Annotated in this window: 17 protein-coding genes and 2 pseudogenes; 3 read left to right on the top strand and 16 right to left on the bottom strand. The window is 43.7% G+C overall.

Translation table 11 applies throughout. The features are described from left to right. Nucleotides 1–24 precede the first annotated feature (24 nt). Nucleotides 25–2,262 (bottom strand): DNA helicase PcrA, encoded by a 2,238-nt coding sequence (gene pcrA, locus R8695_RS13900; protein ID WP_118509495.1) that lies wholly within the window; start codon nt 2,260–2,262, stop codon nt 25–27. A 293-nt stretch (nt 2,263–2,555) separates the two neighbouring features. Between pcrA and R8695_RS13905 the strand changes: the two genes are divergently transcribed. Then, complete coding sequence (locus R8695_RS13905) at nt 2,556–3,170, top strand: DUF1836 domain-containing protein (protein WP_118509494.1); 615 nt, start codon at nt 2,556–2,558, stop codon at nt 3,168–3,170. Nucleotides 3,171–3,270: 100 nt separating this feature from the next. Here R8695_RS13905 and R8695_RS13910 read toward each other — a convergent pair whose 3' ends face one another. Next, on the bottom strand, nt 3,271–5,472 hold the full coding sequence (locus R8695_RS13910; protein ID WP_154779625.1) for an alpha-galactosidase: 2,202 nt from the start codon (nt 5,470–5,472) through the stop codon (nt 3,271–3,273). Nucleotides 5,473–5,702: 230 nt separating this feature from the next. Here R8695_RS13910 and R8695_RS13915 point away from each other — a divergent pair, with 230 nt between their 5' ends. Together R8695_RS13915 and R8695_RS13920 are read left to right on the top strand one after the other, a co-directional pair. Next, nucleotides 5,703–6,590, top strand: a complete 888-nt coding sequence (locus R8695_RS13915) for an AraC family transcriptional regulator (protein WP_118509492.1) — start codon at nt 5,703–5,705, stop codon at nt 6,588–6,590. Between the two features lie 16 nt (nt 6,591–6,606). After that, on the top strand, nt 6,607–7,659 hold the full coding sequence (locus tag R8695_RS13920) for a fibronectin type III domain-containing protein (RefSeq protein WP_154779624.1): 1,053 nt from the start codon (nt 6,607–6,609) through the stop codon (nt 7,657–7,659). Nucleotides 7,660–7,739: 80 nt separating this feature from the next. Here R8695_RS13920 and R8695_RS13925 read toward each other — a convergent pair whose 3' ends face one another. From R8695_RS13925 to R8695_RS13990, 14 genes and pseudogenes are all read right to left on the bottom strand, one after another. Next, a complete protein-coding gene (locus R8695_RS13925; RefSeq protein ID WP_154779623.1) occupies nt 7,740–7,916 on the bottom strand; it encodes a hypothetical protein in 177 nt (58 codons plus the stop codon). A 69-nt stretch (nt 7,917–7,985) separates the two neighbouring features. After that, the gene (gene arfA / locus R8695_RS13930) at nt 7,986–9,500 is read right to left on the bottom strand and encodes an arabinosylfuranosidase ArfA (RefSeq protein ID WP_154779668.1); all 1,515 of its coding nucleotides are present in this window, start codon (nt 9,498–9,500) and stop codon (nt 7,986–7,988) included. Between the two features lie 126 nt (nt 9,501–9,626). Continuing rightward, nucleotides 9,627–9,958, bottom strand: a pseudogene (tnpA, locus tag R8695_RS13935) (IS200/IS605 family transposase); the annotation flags it as partial. Between the two features lie 44 nt (nt 9,959–10,002). Then, nucleotides 10,003–10,734 (bottom strand): LacI family DNA-binding transcriptional regulator, encoded by a 732-nt coding sequence (locus R8695_RS13940; protein ID WP_154779622.1) that lies wholly within the window; start codon nt 10,732–10,734, stop codon nt 10,003–10,005. 124 nt (nt 10,735–10,858) lie between these two features. Further along, nucleotides 10,859–11,350: pseudogene (locus R8695_RS13945) on the bottom strand (beta-galactosidase small subunit-related protein); the annotation flags it as partial. Between the two features lie 387 nt (nt 11,351–11,737). After that, nucleotides 11,738–12,043: a YerC/YecD family TrpR-related protein gene (locus tag R8695_RS13950; RefSeq protein ID WP_118509489.1), complete on the bottom strand. Its 306-nt coding sequence runs from the start codon at nt 12,041–12,043 to the stop codon at nt 11,738–11,740. Nucleotides 12,044–12,189: 146 nt separating this feature from the next. Then, nucleotides 12,190–12,912 (bottom strand): phosphatase, encoded by a 723-nt coding sequence (locus R8695_RS13955; RefSeq protein WP_154779621.1) that lies wholly within the window; start codon nt 12,910–12,912, stop codon nt 12,190–12,192. 176 nt (nt 12,913–13,088) lie between these two features. Next, a complete protein-coding gene (gene mmsB, locus R8695_RS13960; protein ID WP_154779620.1) occupies nt 13,089–14,261 on the bottom strand; it encodes a multiple monosaccharide ABC transporter permease in 1,173 nt (390 codons plus the stop codon). Nucleotides 14,262–14,266: 5 nt separating this feature from the next. Next, nucleotides 14,267–15,805: a multiple monosaccharide ABC transporter ATP-binding protein gene (gene mmsA, locus R8695_RS13965; protein WP_118509486.1), complete on the bottom strand. Its 1,539-nt coding sequence runs from the start codon at nt 15,803–15,805 to the stop codon at nt 14,267–14,269. Between the two features lie 170 nt (nt 15,806–15,975). Then, complete coding sequence (gene chvE / locus R8695_RS13970; protein ID WP_416385733.1) at nt 15,976–16,992, bottom strand: multiple monosaccharide ABC transporter substrate-binding protein; 1,017 nt, start codon at nt 16,990–16,992, stop codon at nt 15,976–15,978. Nucleotides 16,993–17,263: 271 nt separating this feature from the next. Then, entirely contained in the window at nt 17,264–18,367 is a 1,104-nt protein-coding gene (locus tag R8695_RS13975) for a sugar ABC transporter substrate-binding protein (RefSeq protein WP_118509484.1), read from the bottom strand. Further along, nucleotides 18,367–19,962 carry a helix-turn-helix domain-containing protein gene (locus R8695_RS13980; RefSeq protein ID WP_118509483.1) on the bottom strand — a complete coding sequence of 532 codons (1,596 nt, stop codon included), beginning with the start codon at nt 19,960–19,962 and terminating at the stop codon, nt 18,367–18,369. Before R8695_RS13980 ends, R8695_RS13975 begins: the two co-directional genes overlap by 1 nt. A gap of 71 nt (nt 19,963–20,033) precedes the next feature. Next, nucleotides 20,034–21,506, bottom strand: a complete 1,473-nt coding sequence (locus R8695_RS13985) for a sensor histidine kinase (RefSeq protein ID WP_118509482.1) — start codon at nt 21,504–21,506, stop codon at nt 20,034–20,036. Then, nucleotides 21,503–22,522 carry a substrate-binding domain-containing protein gene (locus tag R8695_RS13990; protein WP_118509481.1) on the bottom strand — a complete coding sequence of 340 codons (1,020 nt, stop codon included), beginning with the start codon at nt 22,520–22,522 and terminating at the stop codon, nt 21,503–21,505. The genes R8695_RS13985 and R8695_RS13990 overlap by 4 nt, the downstream gene beginning before the upstream one ends. Nucleotides 22,523–22,578: the final 56 nt, after the last annotated feature.

A 22,578-nucleotide genomic window follows, 5' to 3' on the forward strand; every position in this document is an offset into this window, starting at 1 on the left:
TTTTTCCTCTCCCCCGGAATCCGTTTAGATTTTCTTCAGCTTTGCAAAGCCTGCGAACATCTTCTTGACTCCCACTTTGTCAAAATCAACAGTAACTTCATAATCTCTTCCACCGTCTACAATGTCTTTGACGATTCCCACGCCAAATTTAATGTGACGTACGGTATCACCTACTTCATAATCTAAGGACGCTGCCTTGGTGACTTTGAATTCTCTTGGCTTGAATGGCTTTGATGCCAATGCCATTTTCATCTTGGCAAGGCTACGGTCTGCCTGGATCATGTCTGCAATCTGTTTCTTCTTTTCCGGTGTTGCTGTCTGTCCCATATCTACAAGTTCACGCGGGATTTCGCGGACAAATCTGGAAACTTTGTTGTACTGCACATCCCCACGGATCATTCGCTGTCTGGCACTTGTCAGTGTCAGGTCTTCCATGGCTCTTGTGATTCCCACATAACAGAGACGGCGTTCTTCTTCCAGATCGGATTTATCGTCTGATACAATGGACATATAGGACGGGAAAATTCCGTCTTCCATTCCAACCAGGAACACTCTCGGGAATTCCAAACCTTTGGCACTATGTAAGGTCATAAGAAGCACATAATCCTGATCCGGGTCAACGCTGTCGATGTCTGCGATCAGTGCGATCTCTTCCAGGAATCCGGAAAGTGTGGCAGGCTGTCCCTGTTCTTCCATGGCTTCCTGATAGGACTCGGTCTTGGAAATAAGTTCGTCAATATTCTCAATCCGTGCCTGGGATTCTTCGGTATCTTCCGCTTTCAGCTCTGCTACGTATCCGGTAAGTTCAATTACTTCTTCCAGAAGTTCACGGACTGTGTAGGATTCCGCTTTGCTCTTGAAACTCTGGATAAAGGTTACAAAACCGTCAATCTTGGAAAGGCTTCTTCCAATAGAAGGAACTTCCTCTGCCACACGCAGGGCGTCGTAGAAGCTGACGCTCATCTTGTCTGCATAATCCTGAATCCTGCCAAGTGTTGTGGCACCAATTCCACGTTTCGGCACATTGATGATACGGCGGACTGCCAGGTCATCTCTGGAGTTATCAATGGTCTTCAGATAACATAACAAGTCTTTGATCTCTTTACGTGCATAGAAGTTTACGCCGCCTACGATCTTATAAGGAATATTCGCAAGTAGGCACTTCTCTTCAAAGAGTCGGGACTGGGCATTGGTTCTGTACAGGACTGCGCAGTCTTTGTACTTCGCACCGTTCTCCCTGTGTGCCCTGGAAATCTCGCCTACTACATACTCTGCTTCTTCGTATCCGTTCATAAACTGGCGGAAATGGATCAGCTCACCTTCCGGGTTCTCCGTCCAGAGTGTCTTGGATTTACGGGAGGCATTGTTGGCAATCACTTCATTGGCTGCACTCAGGATGTTCTTGGTGGAACGGTAATTTTGTTCCAGACGGATGACCTTTGCATCCGGGAAAACATGCTCGAATCCGAGGATGTTTCCGATGTTTGCACCACGGAATTTGTAGATAGACTGGTCATCATCACCCACAACACAGAGATTTTCATACTTGGAAGCCAGCAGGCTTACAAATTTGAACTGTGCTGTGTTGGTGTCCTGATACTCGTCTACCATGATATATTTGAAACGTTCCTGATAGTTCTCAAGAACATCTCCGCAGTTCTGGAACAGTTCTACTGTCTTTACGATCAGATCGTCGAAATCCAGCGCGTTATTCTTTCGCAGGGATGCCTGATATTCACGGTATACTGCTGCGACTTTCTTCTTATTAAAATCACCGCCTGCATTCAGTTCCATTTCATCTGGTGTGATCAGCTCGTCTTTTGCATGGGAAATCTGTGCAAGCAGGGAGCGTTCCTTGTAGATCTTGGTATCGATATTCAGCTTTCTGCAGATTTCCTTCATCAAAGTTTTCTGGTCTTCTGTATCGTAGATGGCAAATCTGGTATCGAATCCCAGACGGTCAATATGTCTGCGCAGGATCCGCACGCAGGTAGAGTGGAAGGTGGATACCCAGATGCTCTCTGAGCCGAAACCTACGATCTTATCTACTCGTTCTCTCATTTCACTGGCTGCTTTATTTGTGAAAGTGATAGCCAGGATATTCCAGGGATTTACGCCCTTTTCATCTATCAGGTAAGCAATACGGTGGGTCAGCACTCGCGTCTTTCCCGAACCCGCTCCCGCCAGGATCAGCAGTGGGCCTTCTGTGTGATAGACAGCTTCCTGCTGTGGGGGATTTAATGTACTGTAAATGTTGTTCATTTTCTCTCCTATCTCTTGTCGAGTTACAGTTTGCATTGTTTGAAATATCTGTATCCGTTATTAGTCCGGAATAAAACTTTCCACATAACAGACCCATATCTTCACAATTATACACAAAAACCTGTTCGCCTACAACAGGTTACTTTTAGAAATTCGAAGTTTATCAGACTCTTCTCCAACTTACCAAGAAATTTGGTTACTGTTCACTCCGCAACGAAATTTGTCTATTCAGTAAAAAAAGCATTTACAAGTAGTATTTAAAACTATATAATAGGGAACAGAGGTGATGAAAGATGACTATTGATGAAAAAGATATGATAAACAGTATTCTGGCAAGTGTGTCCAGGATTGATTATATTAAACCGGATGATATCCCCAATATTGAATTATACATGGATCAGGTAACAACCTTTATGGAGGAGCAGCTTGCTTCCACCAAGCGTTATGACGAGGACAAGATCCTCACCAAGACCATGATCAATAACTATGCCAAGAATAAACTCCTTCCTCCGCCGGAGAAGAAGCGTTATTCCAGAGAGCATATCCTGATGCTGATCTTTATTTATTATTTCAAGAACATTCTGTCCATCAGTGATATTCAGACCCTGCTCACACCCATCGCGCAGAAATATTTCAAGTCCATGACTGAGAAGGACATGACCTATATTTATAATGAAGTTTTCAGCATGGAAAAAGAACAGATCGAATCTCTCAAGAAAGACCTGCTCCGCAAATATAAAACAGCCCAGGATACTTTCTCAGATGCAGATGAAGAAGATCAGGAGAATTTGAAACGCTTCTCTTTTATCTGCCTGTTAAGTTTTGATGTTTATGTAAAGAAAATGATGATCGAACATCTGATCGACGAAATGAATCTGTCCTCAAACGAAGAGAAAAAGAAAAAATAACATATCCATTCTCTTAAAAAAGGATCCGCTCTGCAATATTTCCAGACCGGATCCCTTTTTCTTTTTCCTGATTCTGCTGATCTTACAGCAGAACAGTCAGTTATTTCTCCACAGCCTTAAATGTGAATTTCACAGGCTGGTAATCTCCCATCGTCAGCGGCAGCGGCAGTCCTGCTTTCATCAGAGCCGCACCTGTATAAACTTTTCCTGTAGCTGTGTCTTCATAATGCATTTCTGCATCCAGCCCCTGAGGATAGCACAGATAGATCCGTGGGTTGGCTTCACTGTGCAGTCTGACACCGCATACCACAGCCTCTTTTTTATCCTTGGATACAAACTGCCATAATACATATTTCTGGTTTTCATAAGGATTTTCCAGGCGGTAATAATCCCCTGTCTGTACCAAATGTTCCATCTCTTTATAGATAAGGATCTGTTCTCTGGCTGTCTTCTTCTCTTCTTCGGACATTTTCATCAGGTCAAGTTCATAACCGAAGGTTCCGGAAGATGCCACGATTCCTCTTGTCTCGAAAGGTGTGATCCTTCCTGACTGATGGTTGGGGCATACGCTCACATGCGCTCCCATAGCACTTACTGGATAACCGAAAGAAGTACCATACTGGATCTTCAGTCTGTCAATGGCATCGGTATTATCACTGCACCAGATCTGCGGGGAATAGTAAAGCATTCCTGCCTCAAATCTTCCACCGCCGCCGGAACAGGATTCGAAAAGAAGATCCGGATATCTCTGCACCAGGCTCTCCATCATCTCATAGACAGCCAGAACATATCTGTGATAAACCTCTCCCTGACGTTCTCCTGGAAGTGCTGCACAGAACACGTTATCCACACTGCGGTTCATATCCCACTTCACATAATCCACTTTGCAGGCATCCAGCACTGTGAATATCTGGTTCATAATGTGTTCCCGGACTTCCTTTCTGGTAATATCCAGATTCAGCTGATACCTGCTTCTGTTCGCTGCACGTCCCGGGATCTTAAATGCCCAGTCCGGATGCTCCCTGTACAGATCACTGTCCTCGGAAACCATCTCAGGTTCTACCCACAGACCGAATTTCAGTCCCAGACCATGGATCTTCTCTGCCAGTGCAGGAAGACCGCCTTTGATCTTCTCCTCATATACCTTCCAGTCTCCAAGCGCACACCAGTCATTGTCTCTCTTTCCAAACCAGCCGTCATCCAGCACAAACATATCCAGTCCGATATTCTTCGCTTCTTCTGCAATGTGATAGAGCTTGTCTGCATCGAAATCGAAATACGTAGCTTCCCAGTTGTTGACCAGGATCGGGCGGGGCTGATCTACATATTTACTGCGGATCAGATTCTGTCTGTATGCATCATGATAATTACGGGAAAGCTTCCCTAAACCTTCCTCCGAATAAGTCATAATGACCTCCGGTGTCTCAAAAGTATCCCCCTGTTTCAGTGTCCACTGGAAATGATATGGATGGATTCCCATCATCACACGGGTTTGTCCGATCTGATCCACTTCTGTCTCAAATACAAAGTTTCCACTGTATGCCAGCGCATAGCCGTAGCAGTTTCCATGTGTCTCTTCCGTATCGCGGTCGCAGAGGATGACAAATGGATTATGGTGGTGGCTGGAAGTTCCCCGGATACTTCCCACCGACCAGTTTCCGTGACCCAGATGGTTTCTTTCCATCTCACGCTCCATGGCATGTCTGCCGTAAAAATGAACTGCATCCAGTTCCCTGTATTCAAAGTCCATTTCCATGGACACTGCTTTCTTTATGGTAACAGCTTCTGTGCCTGTATTTTCCAGGCGTACTGCCCTGGTGATCACATCGAATTTCGGAAATACTCCATAAAGAAGGTGCACCTTCAGCCCGCTGGCATGATCTGCCAGAACGATCTCCAGAGTCTGTGCTTCCTCTTCTCCTCCGAACATGGCCGGAAGTCCCCTGAGGCTGTATTTGCCCGGTCTGATCTCATAAGATTCGAATTTCAGATTCGCAGTATCACTTCCATCTGCCTGAACAGCCTCCAGGCCATTGATCCTGTAATCCCCGTTTCCGTAGGCTGTGTATTCCTGTGGCAGTGTATCCAGGGAAAATGTCCTGTCCCTTCCCGCTTCATAAGGATTCCCGGAAAAACCTCTGTCTGCACACACGATCCTGTCTGTGATCAGTGTATCTCCCACCGGACTTCCATAATAAAGATGAACCAGGGTATCATACTCCCTGACCTGCATCTGATACGTGCTGTTTTCTGTTCTCAGTTCAAATACTTTCTCTTTTTCGTGATATCTGATCCATTCCATCTGCTGTACCTCTCCTGTTATTTTTTACTGAATCAGGCAGGTTTCTGACTGGCCTGTCTGTTTTTCTCTTGTTTATGCTCCTATTATACAGATCCTCCATGATCTTTTAAATAGATTTATGGCAGGAACATATGTCATAATCGTTATGGCAAAACAGCTGAATATATGGTAAAATGTCAACAAAACGAAACCCTGTTCCGGTTAATTTAAAAGAAATGAGGACTGTACCAATGTCCAATGTAAAATACACAGACGGCGCCACCTTCCGCTGTCTCGAAAATCTCAAAGAAGCCTCTCTTGATATCAGTCTGATCCACACAGGCAGGGAATATTGTCTGCCCGGTCATATCTGTTCCAGATCCAGAGAAGAATTTATCATTCATTTCGTATTGAAGGGCACCGGATTCTATTCTGCTGACGGACAGACCTGGTCCCTGTCTCCGGGACAGATGTTCCTCATTTATCCAGATGAACCGGTTACCTACGGTGCGGATGAAACAGATCCCTGGACTTACGCCTGGATCGGTTTTAAGGGGATCCGCGCCGGTTCCCTGGCAGCCCAGTGCGGTTTTTCCCGTAAGAACCGGGTGCTTCCTGCTCCCTCTTCTGAACTGATCACAGAATACATTGATCATCTCCTGGAACACAGACAGCTGTCCCAGGCCAATGACCTCCGGCGCCAGGCATACCTGCTCCTGTTTTTCGCAGAACTGACAGATTTCCACGAGAAGCAGTCGGGCCAGAATAAAAAGTCACATGAATACAGTACCAGTGTTTATGTAGAACTTGCCATCGAGTACATCACCAGTATGTATCAGAATGGGATCGGCATTTCGGACATTGCATCCAATATCGGCATCAGCCGTGCTTATCTAAACAGTGCCTTTCAGAAAGAACTGAATATGTCCGCCCAGAGTTTTCTCATTGATTACAGAATGCACAAAGCAGCCAGCCTGCTTCTGGGTACAGACATGTCCGTAAAGGAAATTGCCCGCTGTATTGGATACACTGACCAGCTGGTATTCTCCAAAGCTTTCAAAAAGAAATTCGGGGTAAGCCCGAAAAATTATAAAACCCATCAGGAAATGCTGGAACATTTCCACGAAAAACAACCATAACAAGGAGGATCCAAACATGAAGAAAAAAATTGCAGCGTTACTTTTATGTGCCGTATTATCCGCCACATCCTTTCCTGTCACAGGCATGGCAGGAGAATTCAGTGCAACTTCCGAGGATGTTTCCCAGGAAACGCCTGACCCGGAAATTACTCCTACTGTCAAACCTGCCCGTACCCCGAAAGTTACAGCGAGTGTTGTAAAAGGACTGGAGAAACCTCTGAAATTTTATCCTGGACAATTTTATGAATTTAAAGTGATCGGCGCAGGAACTGATAATAAATCTCCGGTGAAAGGTGCTGTCCGCTGGATTCCCCTCTACTGGAGTATGTCCTCTGTCGGTGATCGTTACAACTCTGTCTGGAAAATTGGTTCACCTGTGGGAATATCAACTGGTGCCTCTTATACTATGTACATTTTCTTCAAACAGCAGGTGTACAACGGAAAGTTATGGATTGATACAGAAACTGTAAAATCCATGCGCACCACCTTCAAGTCTGCTGATTTATCTTCCAGCAAACTGCCCATTCCGTCCCTGACATCAGTTTCCAATAAATCAAAGGGTATTGTTTTCAAATGGAATAAAGTCACCGGATGTTCCGGCTACATGATATACCGGAAAACAGGAAGTGGCAAATGGACCAAGCTCGCCACAGTAAAGGGCAGCAGCACCCTTTCCTATACAGACCGTACAGCGAAAAGTGGAAACACTTACACTTATACAGTAAAGGCATACAAAGATTCCCAGCAGGGTTCCTACAACACCATCGGATTGAAGATCACCCGCCTGACAGCTCCAACCCTTTCTTCCCTGACCAACACCAAATCAGGCAGAACCAATGTAAAGTGGAAAAAAGTTACCGCTGCATCCGGATATCAGGTTGAATACTCTACCTCCAAAAATTTCACTAATTCCAAAAGGATATCCACCGGTAACAGTTCTTCCACCGCTCTTTCCGGTCTGAAAAAAGGAAAAACTTATTATATCCGCGTACGCGCCTGCAAAAAATCCAATGGAATAACCAGTTACAGTCCATGGAGCAATACAATGAGCATCAAGATCAAAAAATAACCCGGCAAAACTTTATTTCATATAAAACAGGAGGGACATATGACATGTCCCTCCTGTTTTATACTTTTCTATTCTGTTATTTACTGTCCAAGTTCGTTCTGGAGATCTGACTGTGCCTGATCAAGTGCATCTGCCACATCTACGCCGTTCTCGAAGATATCATTCAGAGTAACAGTTGTGAACTCTGTATTGATGGACGGATAGGAAGAAGAAGAATGAGATTCAAGACCTGCGCTTCCATCTTCGAGCTCTTTCATTGTTGTTATTCCTAAAAATATATTCTGTTTATTGTGTGTTTTTCACAATATTATACGTTTTACCTCGCATTACTTAATTTTTCCAAGTCTGATCACATTCCAGGTTGCTTTTTTCAGCATTGTCTGCAATTCTCCTGCTTCTACTTTGCCTGCTGCCACCTGCTTCGGCATAACCTTCTCTCCATCCGGGCCGTTTTCTGCCTTAAGATCATCGTTTTCCAATACAATGTGCTCTTTTACCTGGTATCCCTGGAAGCATCTCACATCTGCAGTGAGCAGAATATCCTCTTCAAGGTTACGGTTTACCGCAAAGATAGTCACTTCCTCTGCTTCTTCATTGTAGACTGCCACACTGACAATGTCAGAAATCTCTCCGTGCTCCAAAGTCGGATGAGACGGGCCATCTACCAATGGCTGCAGGACTGTACCGCGGCCATATCTGGATGCATGGAGAAATGGATAATAAATGGTCTGTCTCCATGCTGTCCCGTCCTTCTCCGTCATAACAGGCGCAATAACATTTACCAGCTGAGCCAGGCAGGCAATTTTTACTCTGTCTGCATGTTTCAAAAGTGTAATCAGCATCAGGCCTACCAGAAGAGCATCTTCGAAATTATAATGATCCTCCAAAAGCGGCGGTGCAATCTGCCACGGATGGTTGGTGGTAATATCTTCCTCTTCGCTCTTGGAATGGAACCATACATTCCACTCATCAAAGCTTAAATTAATAGTCTTCTTGCTGCGTTTCTTCGCTTTTACGAAATCGCAGGTTGAAATCACAGTGCGGATAAATGCGTCCATTTCATCACATTTCGCCAGATAATCTGTGCTGTCATTATTCAGATTGCCATAATACTGATGGAGGGATACATAATCCACATAATCATAGTCATATTCCAGAGTAGTTGCTTCCCACTGCGGGAATGTGGGCATGTCCATAAAAGAGCTTCCGCAGGAAACCAGTTCGATAGACGGATCAATAAGCTTCATGGCTTTGGCAGTTTCCTGTGCCACACGGCCATACTCATGCATCGTTTTCTTTCCCAGCTGCCACTCTCCGTCCATTTCATTTCCCAGACACCAGAGTTTGATGTTATATGGATCTTTTATTCCATGTTTGATACGCAGATCGCTGTATTTTGTTCCTGAGGGATGATTGCAGTATTCCAGAAGATTACAGGCATCTGCCGTTCCTCTTGTTCCCAGGTTCACAGCCATCATTATGTCTGCCCCTGCTTTCTCTGTCCATCTGGCAAATTCTCCCAGACCGAATGTATTGGGTTCCAGGCTTCTCCATGCCAGATCCAGTCTGGGTTTTCGTTCAGACAGCGGTCCTACACTGTCTTCCCAGAAAAAGTTGGATACAAAGTTTCCGCCGGGATAACGAATTACAGGTACATTAAGATCCTTTACCAGCTCCAGTACATCCTTACGGAATCCGTTTTCGTCTGCAGTTGCATGATCCGGCTGATAAATGCCGCCATATACTGCTCTTCCCAGATGTTCGATAAAAGAACCGTAGATTCTTTTATCTACTTCGGAGATGCGAAAAGCCTTATCAACAATCATTTTTGCATTTTTCATAGTCAGTCCTCCTGTTTGTCTGTTAATCATTATATTTCTGTCTGTTTTATTGCCACTATTATTTAACCTTTTACTGCACCGGCAGTCATACCTTCGATAAAGTGCTTCTGGAAGCACAGGAACAGATAGGCAACTCTGGCTCCAGAATGCTTCTTTCCAAAGTTTTTCTCGGATTTCCGGATACTCTTTTTTCAGCAGCCTGCTGCTGGCACTTTTATATGCATTGATAAATTTACTGAGTTCCGTTTTCGGCTGTGCACGAAACATTACATGCACATGGTCAATATCATGATTCCATTCCTCCAAAACAATTCCATATCGGGGGCAATATATTCCCATATTTCTTTTGCTCTTTCTGAAATTGGGTCATTGATAACTTTTCTTCGATATTTCACCACCATGATCAAATGATAATACATCAAATATACTGAATGTGCATTATGATCCATATTTTCCATAAAACCAGTCCTTTTTTGATCTTTTATCTTGTCGACTGATTCTATTATACCATGAATCTCATCGCAGAATAAATGTTCTTTTCTGTTTTTTGGCAATCCATCTCCCACCTGTAGAGGAAGAAGGAATGATCATACAACGCTTTCTGATATCCCAGCAGACGGTCATGAGTGTGAATGCTTCGCTCTTTTCCTGTGATCACACCTATATTTTTATGTCCCATGGAAATCACATAGTTCACGATTTCATAGGCACCTTTCTTATCATCTACTACAACCGACGGGTAATGCTCAGATTTCGTATATCCATAGGCCATGCTTGCCGGAACGGTCAGATTCTCCGGCAGACATTTCAGTGCTCTTTCATGAGCTGTCACGTACACGATCCCGTCCACCTGCTTGGCGATCAGTTCCTTCACTTCCCGACGTACCATCTGGAAGAACTTCTCGTTGTCATAATAGCTGTCGCCAAACTTCTTATATAATCTCAGATTGATCAGAAGAATGTGATATCCCTTCTCCTCACAACATTTCGTAATTCCGTCAATGATCTCCGGTGCACAGAATACCGTAATATCCTCCACAACAACACCTATGGTCCGGGTTCTTCTGGTCTTTAAATTCTTGGCAATGTAATTTGGAGTATAATTTAATTCTTCAATAGCCTGAAGCACACGCTCTTTTGTTTCCTTGCTGGCATTGGGTTTCCCGTTGATGATATTGGAAACTGTGGCAATAGAAACATCACAGTGTTTCGCTATTTCTTTAATTGTAACCATAGTCCGTCTCTTTTCCTGAACGTTCGTACATATTATCTATGTTTTATTATACGTTATACAAAGAGGGCAGGCAAGGAAATAATCGCAAAAAATGGACTGCCTGTATAACTGCTTTATCAGATTCCCTTAAAACTAATGAAAATTCCATCTTTCTATCTGCATTTAACAAATATTCCGGATGAGTGTATGCGCCCCAGCTGTCGTCGCCGCCGATTCCCATCTGGGCTTTTGCGACACGGACGACAGTGTAGTGGATCTGTGGGAGTTCGTATGGGTGCATGGCATTTTCTATTTCGTGTGGAGTGTATGGAAGGGCGGAGAACATCATTGGTTCTTTGTCCATCTCGAAGCGGATTCCTCTGCCTTTGCGGTCTGCATAGGTTTCGGTTTCGCCAAGACCATACCACTGCACATTGTCGTAATCTGCATTGAACTTGAAGATCATACCGAATTCCGGCATATCGCCCAGTTCTTTTACAGGGTCGTAGGATAAGGTTGTTTTTACTTTTCCATCGCCGAATACTTCGTAGGTAAGCTGACATTCACTGGCCGGTGTGGTGGGCATCAGATATGTGAAGGTTACTTTTACGGAAATGTCAGTTTCCTCTGTCTGTGGTAAATTGGCCGAGCCATATGCACCTTTTTTTGTTTTATAATTCTCCTGCCATCTTTTATTTGTCACATATTGAAGTAATAACAGCATTTCTCCGGCCGCATTTGCTTTTGCAGCCGTTATACACGGTGCCTGTGTCGGCTCTACAAAGAAGCAGTGTACATTGTCACCAAATACCAGTTTTAATCCGAAGCAGACTCCCGTTATATTTTCTATTCCAGATTTTGACATTATATTTACAGATTTTGATTATCCTCATTTTTCGTCAATCATTTATCTGCATTTTTTCTATAAAACAAAGGCCAAAGAAACATAACACAAAAGGCAGGTAAAAAATCACCTGCCCCATTTCAAGCCACCTGGCTCTTTATCCTTTTGTTTCTTATCCTTTTATTCCCCTTTGGCTTCCTTCTCTGCCATTCTGGAGAATACCATTTCATAGCCATCATTTCCATAATTTAATGAACGATTCACACGACTGATCGTTGCAGTGGAAGCTCCGGTCTTCTCGGAAATGTCAAGGTATGTTCTCTTGTCCATCAGCATCTTGGCAACTTCGAAACGCTGTGATAAGGAAAGAAGTTCGTTGATCGTGCATACATCCTCAAAGAAAGTATAACACTCTTCTTTATCCTTCAGGCAAAGGATCGCTTCAAAAAGCTGATCCACAGCCTCTGTTCTGATCTTTTTACTCATTTTCCTGCTCCTTTAGAACTCTGTTCTTCAATTCTTCACTTGACGGACATTTGTCTTTATTATGTCCGTATCATATTTCTAACAGTGATATTTTACCACGTTAAAACATAAGAAGCAAGCGTTTGAGCTGAAAGAACTCAGGATTTTTATAATTTGCGGTTTACATACTTTTTCACTGCATCCACGGAGCGGTTCAGCACCAGTTCTTCCGGGAAATCCAGCTTTGTGAGCAGATCTCTGGCCAGATCAAACTCTCCGATGAGCAGGTCAAAATGCGCATCACTATCCATCACAACCGGAACCTGATACTTCTTACACAGATTCAGCATCACCGTATCATTCTCCACTGCATTCTCTCTGGTACAGCCTGGCTCCATGGAATGATTGTTCAGCTCCAGAACCTTCCCATATTCCTTCGCACCCTGCACCAGCGCCTCATAATTGATCTCATATCTTCCATCATCCGGATGTCCGATGATATTAATATACGGATTCTTCATTGCATTCAGATAACTCTCCGTATTCTCAAGCTTAGATGCAGGCTTCATACACGGAGTATGCAGACTGGCGATCACCACATCCATATTCGCCAGCGTCTTCTGCCCCAGATCCACAGTCCCCTTTGCATCCAGAATATTCACCTCAGACCCCAGAAGCAGCTGAATCCCATACAACTCCCTGGGAACCACCTTCAGATTATTAAAATAAAACTCATGACAGGTTCCCGGCATCATCGGCGCATGCTCCGTAATCCCCAAAAGCTCCAGTCCCTTATCCGAAGCCGCCCTCACCATCTCCCTCAAAGAACAATATGCATGACCGCTGGCCACTGTATGTGTATGCAGATCCAACACTGACTTATATTTCATGATCAACCCCTCCTCATTTCGTAAAAATGTTTTTTTCACATTATACTCCCACCCTGCAACACCCCGCAAGAATTTTGCATAAAATGCAAAATTCTAAGACACACCTCCCCAGCCAGTAACCAGCACAGAAAAAAACAGAGCCTGCATCCCTGCAAGCCCTGCAAACATTTCAAATATTATTTTACAATAAAGGATTTTCTCTTACTTACAACATCAAAGATAACCGCTGCCAGAAGAACAAGTCCCTTAACAACCTTCTGAATATTCTGGTCAATACCCATGATACTCATACCTAAGTTCAGGACACCCATTAAAAGAGCACCAATAATAACTCCCGGAACAGTACCAGTTCCACCATAAGCAGAAGCACCACCAATGAAACAGGAACCAATGGCATCCATCTCGAAGTTCGTACCAGCCTGCGGGTTAGCAGAATTCAGACGGGCCATAGTAACCATACCAGCAATAGCAGCCAGAAGACCCATATTTAAATAAGCCAGGAAATAAACTCTGTTCGTATTAATACCGGAAAGCTTCGTAGCCTTCTCATTACCACCAACTGCATAGAAATAACGACCTGTAGTTGTCTTAGAAGCAATGTATGTATAGATTGCAATAATAACCGCTACCCAAACCAGAGAGTTCGGAATACCTTTATACTGCGCCAGACGGAACATAAATGCAAGAACAACTGCACAGATCAGAACCATCTTGATCGCTGCGCCGCCGAAAGCTTCTACACTGTAGCCTTTTTTCGCACGGTCTGCACGGTTTTTCAGTACCATTAACACATAAACAATACAAACGATAATACCAACTACGAAACATGTAACATTAAATCCTTCTTTTCCAAATGGATCAGGAATATAATTGTTAAACAGTGCCAGATAAGAATCAGGCATTGGAGCCAGTGTCTGTCCCTGAAGAACTACGTTTGATAAACCACGGAATGCAAGCATACCTGCCAGAGTTACGATAAACGGTGGGATTCGTACATAAGCAATCCAGAATCCCTGCCATGCACCGATGGCAATACCTGTGATCAGCATAACAAGCATTGTAAGATATGGATTCATGTTATTGAGAACCATCATCTTACCGCCGACTGCTGCAACGAAACATACAACAGAACCAACAGAAAGGTCGATGTTACCACCGGTTAAGATACAGAACAACATACCTGTTGCAAGGATAAATACATATGCGTTCTGAGCTACAAGGTTATTTACGTTCTGCGGCAGAAGCATAACACCTTTGGTGTTTGCTGTAAACATGATGACTACCAGAACCAGAACGATCACCATGGTATATTTCTTTAATACTTCTGAAAAACTAAGCTTTTTCTCCATCTTCTTTACGCTCCTTTTCCTGATTTTACGATCTTTGACATGATCAGTTCGGAGGTTGCCTCTTCTTTGCTGACTTCTCCTACGAACTTGCCTTCATTCATGATATAGATCCTGTCTGACATTCCCAGTACTTCCGGAAGTTCAGAAGAGATCATGATAACAGATTTGCCTGCTGCAACCAGATCGTTGATAATACAGTAAATTTCGTACTTCGCACCTACGTCGATACCACGGGTAGGCTCATCCAGGATCAGAATATCCGGTTCTGCGAACATCCATTTCGCAAGAAGGACTTTCTGCTGGTTACCACCACTTAAGTTACCTACATTCTGCTCAACAGATGGACATTTTGTTTTCAGCTTTTTCCTGTATTCTTCGGCTACTGCATACTCTTTATCTGCATCGATCACCTGTCCATTGCTGATGCCTTTCATATTTGCAAGTGATGTGTTCATTTTGATGGATTTGGAAAGGATCAGTCCGTTTCCTTTTCTGTCCTCTGTAACATAAGCAAGTTTATTATCGATTGCTTCCTGTACAGTGTTCAGTTTCACTTCTTTTCCGTTCATAAATATCTGACCAGAAATCTTGGTTCCATAGCTCTTTCCGAAGATACTCATGGCAAGCTCTGTACGTCCTGCACCCATCAGTCCGGAAATACCCACTACTTCCCCTTTATGGATCTTAAATGATACATTATCTACTACTTTACGCTCTGAGTACAACGGATGATAAACAGTCCAGTTCTTCACTTCCATGGAAACAGCTCCGACTTTTACATCCGGGCGTTTCGGGAAACGGTCTGTCATCTCACGACCAACCATGCCCTGAATGATACGCTGTTCTGAGAAATCATCTACTTTCTTATCCAGAGTCTCAATGGTAGAGCCGTCACGGATAACCGTAATCTTATCCGCTACATAAGAGATTTCATTTAATTTATGGGAAATGATAATAGATGTCATACCCTGTTCTTTAAATTTCAACAGCAGATCCAGCAGTGCCTGAGAGTCATCTTCATTCAAAGATGCGGTCGGCTCATCCAGGATCAGGAGTTTCGCATGTTTCGCCAATGCTTTCGCGATTTCTACCAGCTGCTGTTTACCTACACCAATATCCTTGATCAAAGTTCTGGAGGATTCCTCCAGTCCTACTATTTTCAAATATTTGTCTGCTTCTCCATAAGTTTCATTCCAGTTGATGGAGAAGGATTTACCTCTTTCATTACCCAGGTACATGTTCTCGCCGATAGTCATATAGGGAATCAGCGCAAGTTCCTGGTGAATGATTACAATTCCTTTTTCTTCACTGTCTTTGATTGTATTGAATTTACAGATTTCTCCGTTATAAATAATGTTGCCTTCATAGGTTCCATACGGATAAATACCACTTAATACATTCATCAGGGTAGATTTTCCGGCACCGTTCTCACCTACCAGTGCGTGGATCTCGCCTTCTTCTACCTGAAGATTTACGTTATCCAGTGCCTTTACACCCGGGAAAGTTTTGGTGATATTCTTCATTTCCAAAAGTATCTTAGCCAATTTCTATTTCCCTCCCTTTCCATAACAAAGCATTTAAGTACGTCTTGGAAAGAAACGGAAATTTCTTCCAAGATAGATTTCTCTAAGATAGTTCTTCTTGTAAGATAAATACTTATTACTGATTAATACAGGCGGGAACTGCGCCCGCCTGTACAGTTTGTTAATTCTTATTATTTAATCTGATCCTCTGTATAATATCCGGAATCAATCAGCATTTCTTTGTAATTGTCAACAGTTACAACAACCGGATCGCAAAGGTATGTCGGGATAACGCCTGTGCCGTTGTCATAGGATTCTGTATCGTTAACTTCCGGTTCTTCACCTTTCATGATGGAGTCAACCATTTTAACAACTGCAGATGCAAGAGCACGTGTATCTTTGAATACGGACATAGCCTGTTTTCCTGCTACAAGGTTCTTAACGTTTGGTGTATCACAGTCCTGACCGGTAATGATCGGATACTCTCCTGTGTAAGAAGCTGCAAGTGCGTTTTCTACACCAAGTGCTGTGGAGTCGTTGGAGCAGAGAACTGCGTCAAGGTTTGTTCCGTCAGAATAGTTACCAGCGATGATTGTATCCATTCTGTCCTGAGCTTTTGCACTGTCCCAGTTAGCAGTTGCAACCTGCTCGAACTCTGTCTGTCCGGATTTAACTACCAGTTTGCCTTCGTCGATGTATTTCTGAAGGACATCCATTGCTCCGCCGAAGAAGAAGTTACAGTTGTTGTCACCAGGATCACCTGTGAACAGCTCGATGTTGAACGGTCCGTCCTGATTGTCAAGATCAAGTGCATCTACTAAGTATTCGCCCTGTTTCTGGCCTACTTTGTAGTTATCAAATGTTGCATAGTATGTAACTGCATCAGAGTTCATAAGCAGACGGTCATAGGAGATAACCGGGATTCCTGCTTCTTTTGCCTGTTTCAGAGGCTCTCCAAGGCTGCTTCCGTCGATAGATGCTACAACCAGAAGATCACATCCGTTGGCTACCTGGTTCTCAAGCTGTGAAACCTGTGTGTTTACGTCGTTAGATGCATACTGAAGGTCTACTTCGTAGCCTGCTGCTTCCAGCTCTTTCTTCATGTTCTCGCCATCCTGATTCCATCTCTGAAGGTCTTTGGTAGGCATTGTAACACCGATCAGTTTCTTATCATCCGCTTTAACAGCTACACCCGGGATGACTACCATACCAGCTACCATTGATGCACAAAGAATTGCAGATACGACTTTCTTTTTCATTGTAAAAATCCTCCGTTTCTTTATTTACGTTGTTCACGTTTTTTTGATGATGTTACTATAGCACAGGGCTATCTGGACATGGTTGGCAAGAAACAAGACATTTCGGGCAAAATAAAAAATGTCCTGTATGCAACAGGACATTTTTGTTACAATTTTGTGCTAGTTCATCCGTCTTAAAAATGCTATACATACTTACAGCACAAATTTGTCTCTACCATATTTAATTATATTCCGCATTCAGATACACTTCATCCCTGCGGTGGAATCCTCCGTCTATGATCACCTCATCAATATTCTCTCTTGTTACGGCCGTAGGTTCCAGCACTCTGGCCGGGATATCGTAGGTTCCGTCATTGACTTTCTCGGTAACTCCTTCCAGCTCAGAAGCTTCTTTCCCGCTTCCGATCTCCACAACATACTTCGCAGCTTCCTTTGCCAGATCTTCGATGGATTTAAAAGCAGTCATATACTGGGTTCCCTCCACGATCCTCTGACAGGCTGCCAGGTCACCATCCTGACCTACTACCATCACATTTCCCGCCAGCTGATTTTCCGCAAGAACCTGCACCACCTGACTGGCAATGTCATCATTTCCGCACATGATTCCTTTCACATGAGGATATTTCTCCAGTGCTTCTTCCATATATCCCACTGCAAGCTCTGCAGTCCATCCGTCACAATTCGCCTCATAAACCACATTCAGATTGGTATCCTCAAGGGTATCGTCAAATCCCTCCTTCAGCATATGGACATTATTGTCCGATAAAGGACCCTGGATCATAAAAATATCCCCGCCCTGTGGAAGTGCATCTACCAGTGCCTGAGCCATGATCTCTCCAACTTTCCTGTTATCAAAAGAAATATAGAAATCTGTATCTGCATTATTGATCATTCTGTCATAGGAGATTACCGGAATTCCCGCATTGTGCGCCTTCTGGATCACATCAGAAAGTACTCCGCAGTCTCTGGCGATCACCACGATCACGTCCATCTGTTTACTGATAAAGTATTCGATCTGGCTGATCTGCTCCTGGACATCTGCCCCTGCATCCTGAACATTCACCTCTGCCCCCAGCTCTCTGGCAGTTGCTACAAATACATCTCTGTCCCTGATCCATCTCTCAATGACAAAAGAATCTACAGTAAGCCCGATCTGGATCTTATCCTCTTCTTTGCCGGAGGAAGCGGTTTCTTCCTGACTGGTCTGCTTTTCTTCACTCTGTGAGCCGCAGCCTGCCCAAAGCACCATTCCCATACAAAGCACCAGTGTTCCTGCCAGCAGTTTTTTTATTCTGCTGTTCTTCCCTCTTTTATATTTCCTCATCAGCCTAACCTCTCTCTGAATTCACTTGGTGTAACCCCTTCATATTTCTTAAAAATCCTGCTGAAATAGTTGGGATCACTATATCCGGATTCTGCGCATATCTCTTTAATAGAAAGCTGAGAATTCTGCAAAAGTTCTCTGGCATTCTTCAGACGGATTTCTGTAAGATGCTCAATAAAATTCTTGCCGGTCTCCTGCTTAAACAGTTTACTGAAATAATAGGGACTGATATCTACTTCTCTGGAAACATCATCCAGTGAAATATCCTTACGGAAATTTTCTTCTATATATTCTTTCGCCCTGTCGATCACACTGACAGCTTCCTTTTCCTTGGAATTCTCCATCTTTGTACAGATTTCTCTTGTTTTATCCAAAAACCATTCACGCAGGCTTTCCATATTGGAACATGCCTGAAGTTCCCTGATATATCCCCGTCTGTCGCTGATATTATACCGCATTGTTCCTGCAAAGAACGCCCTTCGTTCTGCATCCATTACCAGTTCCAGGATCTTAATCTCCATATCCTCTCTGGAAACTACAGTCTGTCCTTTCATCCATTCAAAAAAACCATCTGCACAGTTGAGTGCTCCCGCTACATCTTTCTCCAGAATACGCTTCTGATATCTGCTCTCAAGATCTCTTGGGTATTCGCCTTTATACTTCTGCGCCACAGGTACGTCCTCAATATGTACCACATGACTGGTGCTCTCTTTAAGTGCTACAACAGCCTCCTGAAAAGACCCCTTCACACTGCCCAGTTCCTTGACTCTTCCGATTCCGCAGCGGAACATGCTGTCAATCCGGTTCTCAAACTTATGTACCATATTTCTGGCTCTTGTGACGATTGCAACACGTTCCTCGTAATCCTCTGTGGCATTTTCATAAGGAACCAGCAGCACGATCCTGTTTCCCATGATGGGACCCACCAGACATTCAAAGAAATCCTGCGCGATCTCACGGAAAGTGGAATAGAATTTATTTGCCCTCACACTTGCACCTACAGCATTGCTCAGCACACCATTTTCCAGGGAATCCCCAAACTCCATTACGATCATATATCCGTATTTCTCATGGATATCCAGAAGCTCTGTATAATTATCCTGATAAGTGACAAAATCATCCTGAAGAAGAATATTATTGATATATCCGCTCTCGATCATCGGCACTACTGTTTCCAGTTTCTCCCTGATACGGAGATCATCGCTTCTCTTCTGACGGGTCAGATCTACCTTTGCCATCATTCTGGCACAGGTTTCCAGGATCACTTTCTTATTTACAGGCTTGGTGAGAAATTCCTCAACTCCTAAACTTACCGCTTCTTTTGCATAGTTAAATTTGTCATAGGCAGTAATGATGACAAAGACTGCCGAACTGTTAAACTTCTTTATCTCTCTGATTGCCTGGATTCCGCTGATCCCCGGCATCTGGATATCCATGAAACAGATATCCGGCGGATATGCCTGTGCCATCTCCACCACTACCCTGCCTGATTTCGCACAGTGGATCTCGCATTCATTTCCATATTCTGATTCAATGATCTTTTTCAGTGATTCCAGCATGATACCTTCATCATCTGCCAGCAAAATTCTGTACATTTTCCTCTCTCCCCAACAAAAAATTCTCATATAAGTCCAAAGCAGCACTCTCTGCTCTCATCCTCCCGGTATCATACCGGTATATAGACGATCACTTCTGTTCCTTTATCCAGGCCATCACTCCTGATCTCCACAAGTCCTTTTTCTTCATAGTACAGTTCCAGACGGCTGATCACATTATTCATACCAATTCCTGTAGAGTCACCTTCTTCTTTCCTATATTCTTTATTTCCTGACAAAACACCCTCTATCTGCTCCGGCGTCATTCCTTTTCCGTTGTCCTTCACACTGATACGAATGTAGTCTGCATCTCCGGTAACTGTAAGATGGATCTTTCCTTCCCATTCAATGTCACGGATTCCGTGATTTACTGCATTCTCTACAATTGGCTGCAGGATCATACTTGGGACACGGACATTCTCAAGTGATTCATCCACATCTTTGCTGAAATGAATGTCACCTGCAAAACGAACATTCAGAATATAAATATAATTGTCAACTGCCTCCAGTTCTTCTCCCAGAGTGGCATCTTCCTGTCCTTTCTTAACATTATACCGGAAAAAGTCTGCCATCTTTTCCACAAAGATCCCTGTCTGCTCTGCATCTTCCATCATGGCAAGCTGGGCCCCTGCATTCAGGGAATTAAACAGAAAGTGGGGATTGATCTGAGACTGGAGGTATTTCAGCTGAGCTTCTTTCAGATGGTTCTCCATAAGCAGTTCCCGCTCCATCATCTGCTGCTCTTTTTCCATACTTGCTTTCGTCCTGGCCATATACAGATCCAGGTTCTCCACCATTGTGTTAAACGCTCTGGTTACTGCTCCCAGTTCATCCTGTGCATCTGTATCGTGCATTTTCACCCAGAAATTTCCCTGACCTACCAGCTGAGCCGTTTCTGCCATATTGGAAAGGGGAATGAACATTTTTCTGATTGCCATGATGAGGAGGAGCATTCCCCCTGTCACGATCCCGATCATAATGATGGTATTACTGATCTCCAGATAACGCATCACTGCGCGGAGGATGGAGTAGGTACTGGAATTCTCCTGAAACATCAGATTATTCAGCTCATCAATAGAAGACTGGATATATCCGTACAGTTTGGTGGCATCGTCATATTTACGTTTGTATTTCTCCACATTCCTGCCTCGTTTGGCTGCAACGGTCTCTGCCGTATAGTTCAGATAAGTTTCAGACATTCTGCGGATATTGCGCTCCAGAAGCTTCACAGGATCATTAATGTTCTCTTCATTAAGTTTCTCAAGCTGGCTTCTGTATTTGGATTCATTCTGATAATAATCCAGCAATACCTGGGAACTCTTTACCTTCAGATAATCATACATGTTATCCTGCACCTTCTCGAATACCTGGGAAAGCTCAGTTAATTCCGCATTGCTGGCATATACATTATCCATCTTCTGCATGGAATTATTGATCCGCACATAGAAGATCATATTCATAGCAAATAAAAGAACCGCGATCATTCCCACTTCTATAACTATCTTACTGACCAGAGAAAGGTCTCTCCAGCGTATCTGTTTCATTTCGCCTGTGCCTCCTTTCTCATTTCACGGGCAGCGTCCTTATCCAGGAAATTGATATCTACATTATAGTAAGAATTTGTTCTTCCATCTTTCTGGTATTCTGTCAGTGCCTCGATACTGTATCTGCCCAGCTGGTCTGTATCCACATCGCAGGTAACAGAGATCACCCCTTTTTCCACCGCTGTGAGGATATCATCAGAACTGTAGTATCCGATGATTTTAACCTTTCCGGCCAGGTTAAAATCCAGTACTGCCTGGCGGGCACACTCTGTGGTTTCTTCGTCCATGCACACCAGAATATCCGGCACTTTATCTTTCTGCTGGAAAATATCCGTAACTGCTTCCTCTGTCTCGAAGGTTCCGGTAGAAAGAAGATTTCTGCCTGTAATTTTTATATCGTCTGCTGATCCGGCTTTCGCCTGGGCTGCATTGCTGATCTGCGTATAGATCTGGCTCTGATTCATATCATCAATATTTTTCTTCAACAGGATCAGAATGCTTTTGGTATCTTGTGTCACATATTCTGCCACTTTTTCCCCGTAGGCACTTCCAAGCTGGTAATCACTGACTCCCACGAAACTCTGGCGTTTGCTGTGAACTGCATCCCCCATCACTGTGACAACCGGAATTCCTTTCTGAACTGCTTCGTCGATCTTGGACTCCAGTCCCTGTTCTCCGCTGTACTGCAGAATGATCCCATCTGCATTGGATGCAATGCTCATATTCATATAATCCAGCTTGTCATAGTCACTCTCTTTGCCGTTGCCTTTCAGTTCCAGGATTGCATCATTCTTCTGCGCCCATTCCTGTGTACAATTGTATGCTACCTGCCAGAAAGACGATTCCGGATTGTCTACGATCATATCATATTTATACTGATAGGTCTGCGTTTCTTTCTGCACCTGGCTGCCTCCACCTGTCAGGCCGCTGTAATAGGATTCCCCTGTCATATACAGAACTGTCAGAATTCCCACAGTTCCCAGTACACCGCAGATCTTTGCTGCTCTTCCACTCATTGTCTTCTCCATTTTCTCTCTGTAATCAGGACAGACACCCTCTGTCCATAAACAAT

Origin of the sequence: Blautia luti, from assembly GCF_033096465.1 — a bacterium.
GTDB lineage: Bacteria > Bacillota > Clostridia > Lachnospirales > Lachnospiraceae > Blautia_A > Blautia_A luti.

Bases quoted from the DNA above. Each gene is read 5' to 3' on its own strand.
- pcrA (WP_118509495.1), bottom strand. From the start codon at position 2,262: ATGAACAACATTTACAGTACATTAAATCCCCCACAGCAGGAAGCTGTC.
- R8695_RS13905 (WP_118509494.1), top strand. From the start codon at position 2,556: ATGACTATTGATGAAAAAGATATGATAAACAGTATTCTGGCAAGTGTG.
- R8695_RS13910 (WP_154779625.1), bottom strand. From the start codon at position 5,472: ATGGAATGGATCAGATATCACGAAAAAGAGAAAGTATTTGAACTGAGA.
- R8695_RS13915 (WP_118509492.1), top strand. From the start codon at position 5,703: ATGTCCAATGTAAAATACACAGACGGCGCCACCTTCCGCTGTCTCGAA.
- R8695_RS13920 (WP_154779624.1), top strand. From the start codon at position 6,607: ATGAAGAAAAAAATTGCAGCGTTACTTTTATGTGCCGTATTATCCGCC.
- R8695_RS13925 (WP_154779623.1), bottom strand. From the start codon at position 7,916: ATGAAAGAGCTCGAAGATGGAAGCGCAGGTCTTGAATCTCATTCTTCT.
- arfA (WP_154779668.1), bottom strand. From the start codon at position 9,500: ATGAAAAATGCAAAAATGATTGTTGATAAGGCTTTTCGCATCTCCGAA.
- R8695_RS13940 (WP_154779622.1), bottom strand. From the start codon at position 10,734: ATGGTTACAATTAAAGAAATAGCGAAACACTGTGATGTTTCTATTGCC.
- R8695_RS13950 (WP_118509489.1), bottom strand. From the start codon at position 12,043: ATGAGTAAAAAGATCAGAACAGAGGCTGTGGATCAGCTTTTTGAAGCG.
- R8695_RS13955 (WP_154779621.1), bottom strand. From the start codon at position 12,912: ATGAAATATAAGTCAGTGTTGGATCTGCATACACATACAGTGGCCAGC.
- mmsB (WP_154779620.1), bottom strand. From the start codon at position 14,261: ATGGAGAAAAAGCTTAGTTTTTCAGAAGTATTAAAGAAATATACCATG.
- chvE (WP_416385733.1), bottom strand. From the start codon at position 16,992: ATGGTAGTCATCCCGGGTGTAGCTGTTAAAGCGGATGATAAGAAACTG.
- R8695_RS13975 (WP_118509484.1), bottom strand. From the start codon at position 18,367: ATGAGGAAATATAAAAGAGGGAAGAACAGCAGAATAAAAAAACTGCTG.
- R8695_RS13980 (WP_118509483.1), bottom strand. From the start codon at position 19,962: ATGTACAGAATTTTGCTGGCAGATGATGAAGGTATCATGCTGGAATCA.
- R8695_RS13985 (WP_118509482.1), bottom strand. From the start codon at position 21,506: ATGAAACAGATACGCTGGAGAGACCTTTCTCTGGTCAGTAAGATAGTT.
- R8695_RS13990 (WP_118509481.1), bottom strand. From the start codon at position 22,522: ATGAGTGGAAGAGCAGCAAAGATCTGCGGTGTACTGGGAACTGTGGGA.